6 protein-coding genes are annotated in these 7,729 nt (G+C 76.5%); 3 read left to right on the top strand and 3 right to left on the bottom strand.

Annotated elements, in window-relative coordinates; translation table 11 throughout:
- Positions 1–115: 115 nt before the first annotated feature.
- Positions 116–1,774 (bottom strand): amidohydrolase, encoded by a 1,659-nt coding sequence (locus ACFVFS_RS12315; protein ID WP_380623045.1) that lies wholly within the window; start codon positions 1,772–1,774, stop codon positions 116–118.
- A gap of 31 nt (positions 1,775–1,805) precedes the next feature.
- On the bottom strand, positions 1,806–2,246 hold the full coding sequence (locus ACFVFS_RS12310) for an Lrp/AsnC family transcriptional regulator (protein WP_350541033.1): 441 nt from the start codon (positions 2,244–2,246) through the stop codon (positions 1,806–1,808).
- A 277-nt stretch (positions 2,247–2,523) separates the two neighbouring features.
- Here ACFVFS_RS12310 and ACFVFS_RS12305 point away from each other — a divergent pair, with 277 nt between their 5' ends.
- Positions 2,524–2,976, top strand: coding sequence for a hypothetical protein (locus ACFVFS_RS12305; RefSeq protein WP_380623043.1), 453 nt, complete (start codon positions 2,524–2,526; stop codon positions 2,974–2,976).
- Between the two features lie 223 nt (positions 2,977–3,199).
- Here the strand turns inward: ACFVFS_RS12305 and ACFVFS_RS12300 are convergent, their stop codons facing one another.
- Entirely contained in the window at positions 3,200–4,363 is a 1,164-nt protein-coding gene (locus ACFVFS_RS12300) for an acyl-CoA dehydrogenase family protein (protein ID WP_380623041.1), read from the bottom strand.
- Positions 4,364–4,609: 246 nt separating this feature from the next.
- Between ACFVFS_RS12300 and ACFVFS_RS12295 the strand changes: the two genes are divergently transcribed.
- Together ACFVFS_RS12295 and ACFVFS_RS12290 are read left to right on the top strand one after the other, a co-directional pair.
- Positions 4,610–5,254, top strand: coding sequence for a uridine kinase (locus ACFVFS_RS12295; RefSeq protein WP_380623166.1), 645 nt, complete (start codon positions 4,610–4,612; stop codon positions 5,252–5,254).
- Positions 5,255–5,625: 371 nt separating this feature from the next.
- The gene (locus tag ACFVFS_RS12290; RefSeq protein ID WP_380623164.1) at positions 5,626–7,710 is read left to right on the top strand and encodes an AAA family ATPase; all 2,085 of its coding nucleotides are present in this window, start codon (positions 5,626–5,628) and stop codon (positions 7,708–7,710) included.
- Positions 7,711–7,729: the final 19 nt, after the last annotated feature.

The following is a 7,729-nucleotide window of genomic DNA, read 5'->3' as shown; positions in this document are numbered from 1 at the left end:
GCTGGGCGCCCGCCCCCCCTCTCCGCCCCCCGCCCCCCCCCCCGGGCGGTGCGGGTGGGGCGGGCGGGGGGGGGGGGGGCGCGCCCGCCCCCCCCCCCCACCGCGGTGCTCCGCGCTACCCGGCGGCCGCCAGGTGGACGGTGCGGCCGCGGACCACGGTGCGCAGGCAGGTGGGCAGCGGCTCGCCGGGGGTGAGGTCGGGCAGGCCCGGGGTGCCGGAGCGCGGGTCGGTGGACCAGCCGGCCACCCGGTCGTCCGGGGCCTGGACGACCAGGTCGCCCGCGGCCCAGACGGCGAAGCTGGCGACCGCGCCGGGGACGAGCACGCCGTCCTGGTCGCGGCCGATCGCCCGCCAGCCGCCGCGGGTGTGGGCGGTGAACGCGGCGCGCACCGAGATCCGGTGCTCGGGCGTGCGGTGGAAGGCGGCGGCCCGGACGGTGCCCCAGGGGTCGAGCGGGGTGACCGGGGCGTCCGAGCCGAAGGCCAGCGGGACGCCGGAGCGCAGCAGGGCCGCGAAGGGGTTGAGCGCGGCGGCCCGCTCGGCGCCGAGCCGCTGGACGTACATGCCGTCCGGGCCGCCCCAGGCGGCGTCGAAGGCGGGCTGCACGGAGGCCGTCAGGCCGAGCTCGGCGAAGGCGGCGACGGTCTTGTCGTCCAGCGCCTCGGCGTGCTCGACCCGGTGGCGCAGCGCGCGGACCCGGTCGGCGCCGACCCGGGCGCCGGCGGCGCGGACGCCCTCGACGACGGCGGCGACCGCGGCGTCGCCGATCGCGTGGAACCCGGCCTGCAGGCCAGCCTCGGTGCAGGCCGCGACGTGGTCGGCGACCTGGGCGGCGGTCAGGTAGGCGGTGCCGGTGTGCGGGGCGTCGGTGTAGTCGCGGTGCAGGCAGGCGGTGTGCGAGCCGAGCGCGCCGTCGACGAAGAGGTCCCCGCCCGCGCCGACCGCGCCGAGCCGGCGGGCGGTCTCGACGCCGCCGCGCCCGCTCAGCTCGCCCCAGTAGCCGAAGACCTCGGGGCCCTCGCCCTCGGCGGCCAGCTCCAGCAGGGCGGTGAGGTCCTCCTCGGAGGAGATCTCGGGCCCGGCGCACTCGTGCAGGGCGCCGATGCCGAGCTCGGCGGCGCGGGCCAGGGCGGCGCGCTGGGCGGCGCGGCGCTGCCCGGGGGTGAGGCGGGCGAGCGCGGTGCGCCGCACGGCGTGGTGGGCGTCGCGGGTGAGCGGGCCGTCGGCGTGGAAGCCGGGCTGCCCGGCGAGGCCCTCGGTCAGCGCGCGCAGGGCGCTGGTGGCGAGGGCGGAGTGCACGTCGGTGCGGGAGAGGTAGACGGCGGCGCCCCCGGCCGCGGCGTCCAGCTCGGCGAGCGTGGGCGGGCGGCCCTCCGGCCAGCCGGTCTCGTCCCAGCCGTGGCCGATCAGCACGCCTCCGGGGTGCTCCTGGGCGGCGGCGAAGGCGGTGAGCGCGGCCAGCGCGGCGGCCAGCGAGGGGGTGCCGGTGAGGTCGAGGCCGGTCAGCGCGAGGCCGGTGGAGGTGGCGTGCACATGGGCGTCGACGAAGGCGGGGGTGACCAGGGCGCCGTCCAGCTCGACGATCTCGTCGGCGGTCTGCGCGTACGCCTCGGCGGCGCCGTCGCTGCCTACCCAGGCGACGTGCTCGCCCTCGACGAGCATGGCGGTGGCGAAGGGGTCGGCGGGGCTGTAGACGGCGCCGCCGCGCAGCAGGACGGTTCGGGGGCCCCTCCTGCCCGAGGGCGGGCCAGGAGGGAGGGTGCGTTCGGTCATGCGGCCTAGTCTGCACCCCCGCGCGGGCCGGTCAGAGCTTCGGGGGTCGCGCCTCGTAGGGGGTGGACAGGACGACGGTGGTGCGGGTGGAGACGCCGGCGGCGCTGCGGATGCGCGCCAGCAGGTCCTCCAGGTCGCCGGGGGCGCCGACGCGGACCTTGAGGATGTAGTTCTCGTCGCCCGCGACGCTGTGGCAGGCCTCGATCTCGGGCAGGTCGGCCAGCCGCTCTGGTGTGTCGTCCGGGGCGCTGGGGTCGAAGGGTTTGACCGAGATGAAGGCGGTGAGCGCCAGGTCGACGGCGTCCGGGTCGACGATCGCGGTGTAGCCGCGGATCACCCCGCGCTGCTCCAGCCGGCGCACCCGCTGGTGCACCGCCGAGGTGGACAGGCCGGTGGCCTTGCCCAGGTCCGTGTAGCTCATCCGGCCGTCCTGGAGGAGCAGCTGGACGATGCGTTGGTCGAGATCCTCCACAAGGCGCAAACCTACCCCCTCCGGGGGCGTGCGGATCGCGCCGCGGGGGGCGCACGGCCTCCGGTCCCCGGGGCGCACGCGGGGCCGGGGAAGGGAGCGCGGAGCGTCACCCGGCGCGCCCCGGGGTGCCGCACGGGCACATGCCGGACGAATGTGGCGAAGGACACACCCGGTGCATCACAGTGCGCCGAACCGCAGGGTTATGAGTCCGTTTCGGCGGGAAGTGCTGGTTGTGGCCCCGGGCGACCACGCCGGGCCCGATCCAAGGGGGATCACCATGCGCGTTACCGACCAGCGCCCGACGGGCGCGGACGACGCCCACGATACGACCGACCGCGAGGACCTCGCGGTCCCCTACGAGACCGAGCCGGGGCTGGATCCGGGCGAGGCCGACGCCTGGGAGATCGTCCGGGTGCACTGCCCGTCGTGCCGGCGCCCGATCGCCCTCGTGGGCGACGAGGAGCGGCTGCCGCAGCACGCCGTCCTGCCGCGGCCCTGGCACCCCTTCTCGCCCGCGCTCTGCCCCGGTTCGGGCGCGCCGACGGACGACCTGGTCGAGGTGGAGAGCGAGGAGGAGGCCGGGTCCGCCGCCCTGGACGCGCTGATGGCGCTGCCGGGCGAGCACGACTGGCGCACCCAGCCGTTCTCGCACGCGCTGGTGCACCGCCCGGTCCGCTCGGCCCCCGCGCCGGCCATCCCGGAGCAGCGCGGCCGCTTCTCGCGGCGCTGAACCCCGCGGCCGAGCCCCGACGTTGAGCCCCGCAGCCGAGCCCAGGCGCTGAACCCCCGCGCGCCGCAGGGCTGCTGACGGCACGACAGAACGGCCCCCGGGCGTCGCTCCGCACCCTGGAGTGACGCCCGGGGGCCGTTCCGGACCGCCCCGCGCGGCTCCTCGCGGAGCCGGGGGCGGCCGGTCGGGGGTCGGGACCCGGCCCGCCGCCGGGGCCCGGGGCTCAGGCCTTGGTGAGGTGGCGGCCGATCACCAGGCGCTGGATCTGGTTGGTGCCCTCGACGATCTGCAGCACCTTGGCCTCGCGCATGTAGCGCTCGGCCGGGAAGTCCTGGGTGTAGCCGTAGCCGCCGAGCACCTGGACGGCGTCGGTGGCCACCCGCATCGCGGCGTCGGTGCAGAACAGCTTGGCCATCGCCGCCTCCTTGGAGAACGCCAGGCCGGCGTCGCGGCGGCGGGCGGCGGCCAGGTAGAGCGAGCGGCCGGCCTCGATCTGGGTGGCCATGTCGGCGAGCATGAACGACAGGCCCTGGAAGTCGGCGATCGGGCGCCCGAACTGGCGGCGGGTGCCCGCGTAGTCCACGGCGAGGTCGAGCGCGGCCTGGGCGACCCCTATCGCGCAGGCGGCGATCCCGAGCCGGCCGGAGTCCAGCGCGGCGAGCGCGATCTGGAAGCCCTGGCCCTCGGTGCCGACCAGCCGGTCGCGGGAGACCCGGGCGCCGTCGAAGTGCAGCTGGGCGGTCGGCGAGGACTTCATGCCCATCTTCTGCTCCGGCGGGGCGGCCGAGAGGCCGGGCTGGTCGCCGGGCACCAGCAGGCAGCTGATGCCGCGCGCACCCTCCTCGCCGGTGCGCACCAGCGCGCTGTAGAAGTCGGCCCGGCCCCCGTGGGTGATCCAGGCCTTGGTGCCGCTCACCACGTACTCCTCGCCGTCCAGGTCGGCGCGGGTGCGCAGGGCGGCGGCGTCGGAGCCGGACTGCGGCTCGGAGAGGCAGTAGGCGCCGAGCTGCTCGCCGGAGAGCATGCCGGGCAGCCAGCGGTCGCGCTGCTCGTCGGTGCCGAAGGTGGCGAGGGCGTGGCAGGAGAGGGTGTGCACGCTGACGCCGAGGCCGATGGCGAGCCAGCCGGCCGCCAGCTCCTCCAGCACCTGCAGGTAGACCTCGTACGGCTGCTCGCCGCCGCCGTAGCGCTCCTCGTAGGGGAGCGAGAGCAGGCCCGCCTCGCCGAGCGTGCGGAAGACCTCGCGCGGGAACCGGCCGGCGGCCTCGTCCTCCGCGGCGCGCGGCTGCAGCTCGCGCTGGACGAGGTCCCGGGTGAGGCTCAGGAGCTCGCGGGCCTCGTCGCTGGGCAGCTGGCGGTCGACGGCCTTCGCGGGGGAGGTGGTCATGGTGGCTGGTCGCCTCCTCGGTCGTGCGCCGGGCCCCCCGGGTGTGGTCGGGCCCGCGCGGGGTGTGGCAGCTCGGCCCGGCCGGCACCGGATCGCGGTGAACGGCCGTTCACATGCTCGGCGATGCGAGTATGCCCGATCGAGGCGCTGCCGTCACGACCTGCACCGGATCACTGTCCGTATCGGCGTACGGCCCCCCGTAGGGTTGACGTTGTGGCTGCTTCCAAGACTTCCGCCGCCCCGGTAGTGGGGCCCCAGACCGTCGGCGCCCGCGGCGCCCGGGACACGCTCGGCGCGCTCGCCGCCGAGCTGCGGGCGCTGGCGCCGTCCTGCGGCCCGGTGCGGCTGGTGGCGGTGGACGGGCACGCGGGCTCGGGCAAGACGACCTTCGCCGGCCGGCTGTCGGCCGCGCTGGGCGGCGCCCCGGTGGTGCACCTGGACGACCTGGCGACGCACGAGGAGCCGTTCGGCTGGACCGGACGGCTGCGCACGCAGGTGCTGGAGCCGCTGGCGGCGGGGCGGGACGCGCGGTACCGGGTGTACGACTGGACGCTGCGCCGGTTCGCGGGGACGGCCGCGGTGCCGCTCGCACCGGTGGTGCTGGTCGAGGGGGTGGGCGCCGGGCGGCGCGCGGTGCGGCCGTGGCTGAGCCGGCTGGTGTGGATGGAGCTGGACGCGGCCGCGGCCCGGCGGCGCGGCGAGGAGCGCGACGGGCCGGGGCTGGCGGAGTTCTGGGCCGGCTGGGCGCTCGCCGAATCGGCGCATTTCGCCGCCGACCCGAGCCGTCCGCACGCCGGCACGGTGGTCGACGGGGTGACCGGGCGGATCGCGCCGAGCACCGTCGGTGAATCTTCAACAACCATCTTGACCTGCGGCGTCGCCGGGAATTAGGTTCTCATTCGTTGCCGGAACCACTGGTTCCGCAGCCTCGGACCCGGTATCCCCGGCTTGTTCCCCCGTGAGCCGGGGATGCCGTCCGATCACCCCTCCCCCGGTCCGGCCACCCGTCAACGGCCGTCCGCCCGATCGCTTTTGACATCGTGCGGCACCCTTCCGGATCAGCGTGTCGCCGGTACGATTCCTGGCAGGCGCATATGCGCCCCGGGGGCAGACGACCACCGGCGGGGTCCGCGACACCGCCGCACCGGCCGGGCCCCGAGCCACACCGCGGGGGGCGTTGAGTGACGACGGAGAGTTCCCAGAGCAGCAGCGCGGGCGGCCCGGCACCGAACCGGCTCGCCGACCGCGCCTGGCTGCGTGCCATGGACGCCTACACGGCCGGGGCGTACAGCCGCGCCGAGGAGGAGTTCCGGGCCGCCGTGCGGCTCGACCCCGGCATGGCCGACGCCTGGCTCGGCCTGCACGCCCTGCGCAGCGACACCTCCGGCGCGCTGCTGGCGATGTACCGCCACCGCAAGCGGTTCGGTGAGCAGCGGCAGCGGCACGCCCGCCCGCTCAGCTCCTGGTACTGGCTCGGCTGGTGGGTGCAGCCGGTGCTGGAGACCCCGCGCGACCTCACCCTCGCGCACGCCTCGCACTGGCTGGACGGCCGTCACCTCACCGAGCTGGACCAGGCGTTGGAGCAGTGCCCGGCCCCCGCAGAGGACCCGTCGGCGCGCTTCCTGCACGCCTGCCGCTCCTATCTGCTCAAGGACTGGGAGCAGCTGATCCGGGACACCGACCGGCTGCTCGACGACGCCCTGCTCGGCATCGAGGCCGGGCTCTTCGCCGGCATGGCGCGGGTCCGGCTGGACATGTGCGCCCAGGCCCAGGCCCCGCTCGCCGCCTCGCTCGCCCGCTGCCGCTCCGAGCAGCCGCAGCGCAAGGAGCTGCGGTACTGGCTGGGGCGGGCCTACGAGGGCGCCGGGCGCAGCGCGGCCGCGTTACCCCTCTACCGGGCGGTGCACCGGGCCGACCCGGCGTTCATGGACACCGCGGCCCGGCTCGCGGCGATCTCGGCCGAGGACGCCGTCGCCGACACCCTGCTGGACGCCGCCGGCGCCGGCGGCCGGGAGGCGGGGCGGGGCGGCGGAGCGGAGGAGGACGCGCTGGACGCCGCGCTGCTGGACCTGCCGGACTTCGAGACGCCCGGCGCCGATCAGGCCGGGGCGGATCCGGCCGGCTCCCCCGGACTCCCGGACCCCCTCGGCGGCCTGGACCCCTTCGGCGGACCGGTCCTCGACGAGCCGTTCACGGACGGGGCGGACGGGGCGTTCACGGACGGGGCTTTCACGGACGGGGCGGTGCCGGACGGCGCCGCGCCGGACGAGGACGGCTTCCCGGTCGTGCCCACCGGCGCCGGACCGGGCGCGGGCACCGACAACAGATCCGGCGGGGGCGGCGCACCGCCCCCGCTGGCCACCGGCGGACGCTCCGGCTCCACGGCGCCGCAACCCGCCGCCGTCTCCCCGACCGCGCCCGCGCCGGCCCGCGGCGAGGCCGTCCTCCCCCGCGCGGCCAACACCTATCCGGCGCTCGAACGTGAGGGCGACCAGGCCGAGTTGGACGCCGCGCTGGCCGAACTCTCGCTCATGGTCGGCCTGGAGCCGGTGAAGCGGCAGGTCCGGGCGCTCTCCGCGCAGCTGCGGATGGCCCGGCTGCGCGCCGAACAGGGCCTGCCGGTTCAGCCGCCCAAGCGCCACTTCGTCTTCTCCGGGCCCTCCGGAACCGGCAAGACCACCGTCGCACGGATCCTCGGCCGGGTGTTCCACGCCCTCGGCCTGCTCTCCGGCGACCATCTGGTGGAGGCCCAACGAGCGGACCTGGTCGGCGAGTTCCTCGGCCAGACGGCCGTCAAGGCGAACGAGCTGATCGACTCCGCGCTGGACGGCGTGCTCTTCATCGACGAGGCCTACAGCCTCTCCAACTCCGGCTACAGCAAGGGCGACGCGTACGGCGACGAGGCGCTCCAGGTGCTGCTCAAGCGCGCCGAGGACAACCGGGACCGGCTGGTGGTGATCCTGGCCGGCTACCCCGAGGGCATGAACCGGCTGCTGGCCGCCAACCCCGGCCTCAACTCCCGCTTCACCACCCGGGTCGACTTCCCCAGCTACCGCCCCGGCGAGCTGACCGCGATCGGCGCCGCGCTCGCCGGGCAGGACGGCGACGGCTGGGACGAGGACGCCGCCGAGGAGCTGGCCTCGATCTGCACCCACGTGGTCCGCGAGGGCTGGATCGACGAGCTCGGCAACGGCCGGTTCATCCGCACCCTGTACGAGAAGTCCTGCGCCTACCGCGACCTGCGGCTCACCCTGCTGCGCGAGCCGCCCGGCCGGGAGGACCTCGCCACGCTGCGGCTGCCGGACCTGGTGCAGGCCTACGGCGAGCTGATCGACGGCCGGGGCTGAGGCGGGGGCCGGGGCGCGT

Origin of the sequence: Kitasatospora sp. NPDC057692 (assembly GCF_042799475.1) — a bacterium.
In the GTDB taxonomy this organism is placed as follows: domain Bacteria; phylum Actinomycetota; class Actinomycetes; order Streptomycetales; family Streptomycetaceae; genus Kitasatospora.
This window is presented reverse-complemented; position numbering and strand designations above follow the sequence as displayed.

Coding starts and splice junctions, on each gene's coding strand:
- ACFVFS_RS12290 (WP_380623164.1), top strand. CDS start 5,626: ATGGACGCCTACACGGCCGGGGCGTACAGCCGCGCCGAGGAGGAGTTC.
- ACFVFS_RS12305 (WP_380623043.1), top strand. CDS start 2,524: ATGCGCGTTACCGACCAGCGCCCGACGGGCGCGGACGACGCCCACGAT.
- ACFVFS_RS12315 (WP_380623045.1), bottom strand. CDS start 1,774: ATGACCGAACGCACCCTCCCTCCTGGCCCGCCCTCGGGCAGGAGGGGC.
- ACFVFS_RS12300 (WP_380623041.1), bottom strand. CDS start 4,363: ATGACCACCTCCCCCGCGAAGGCCGTCGACCGCCAGCTGCCCAGCGAC.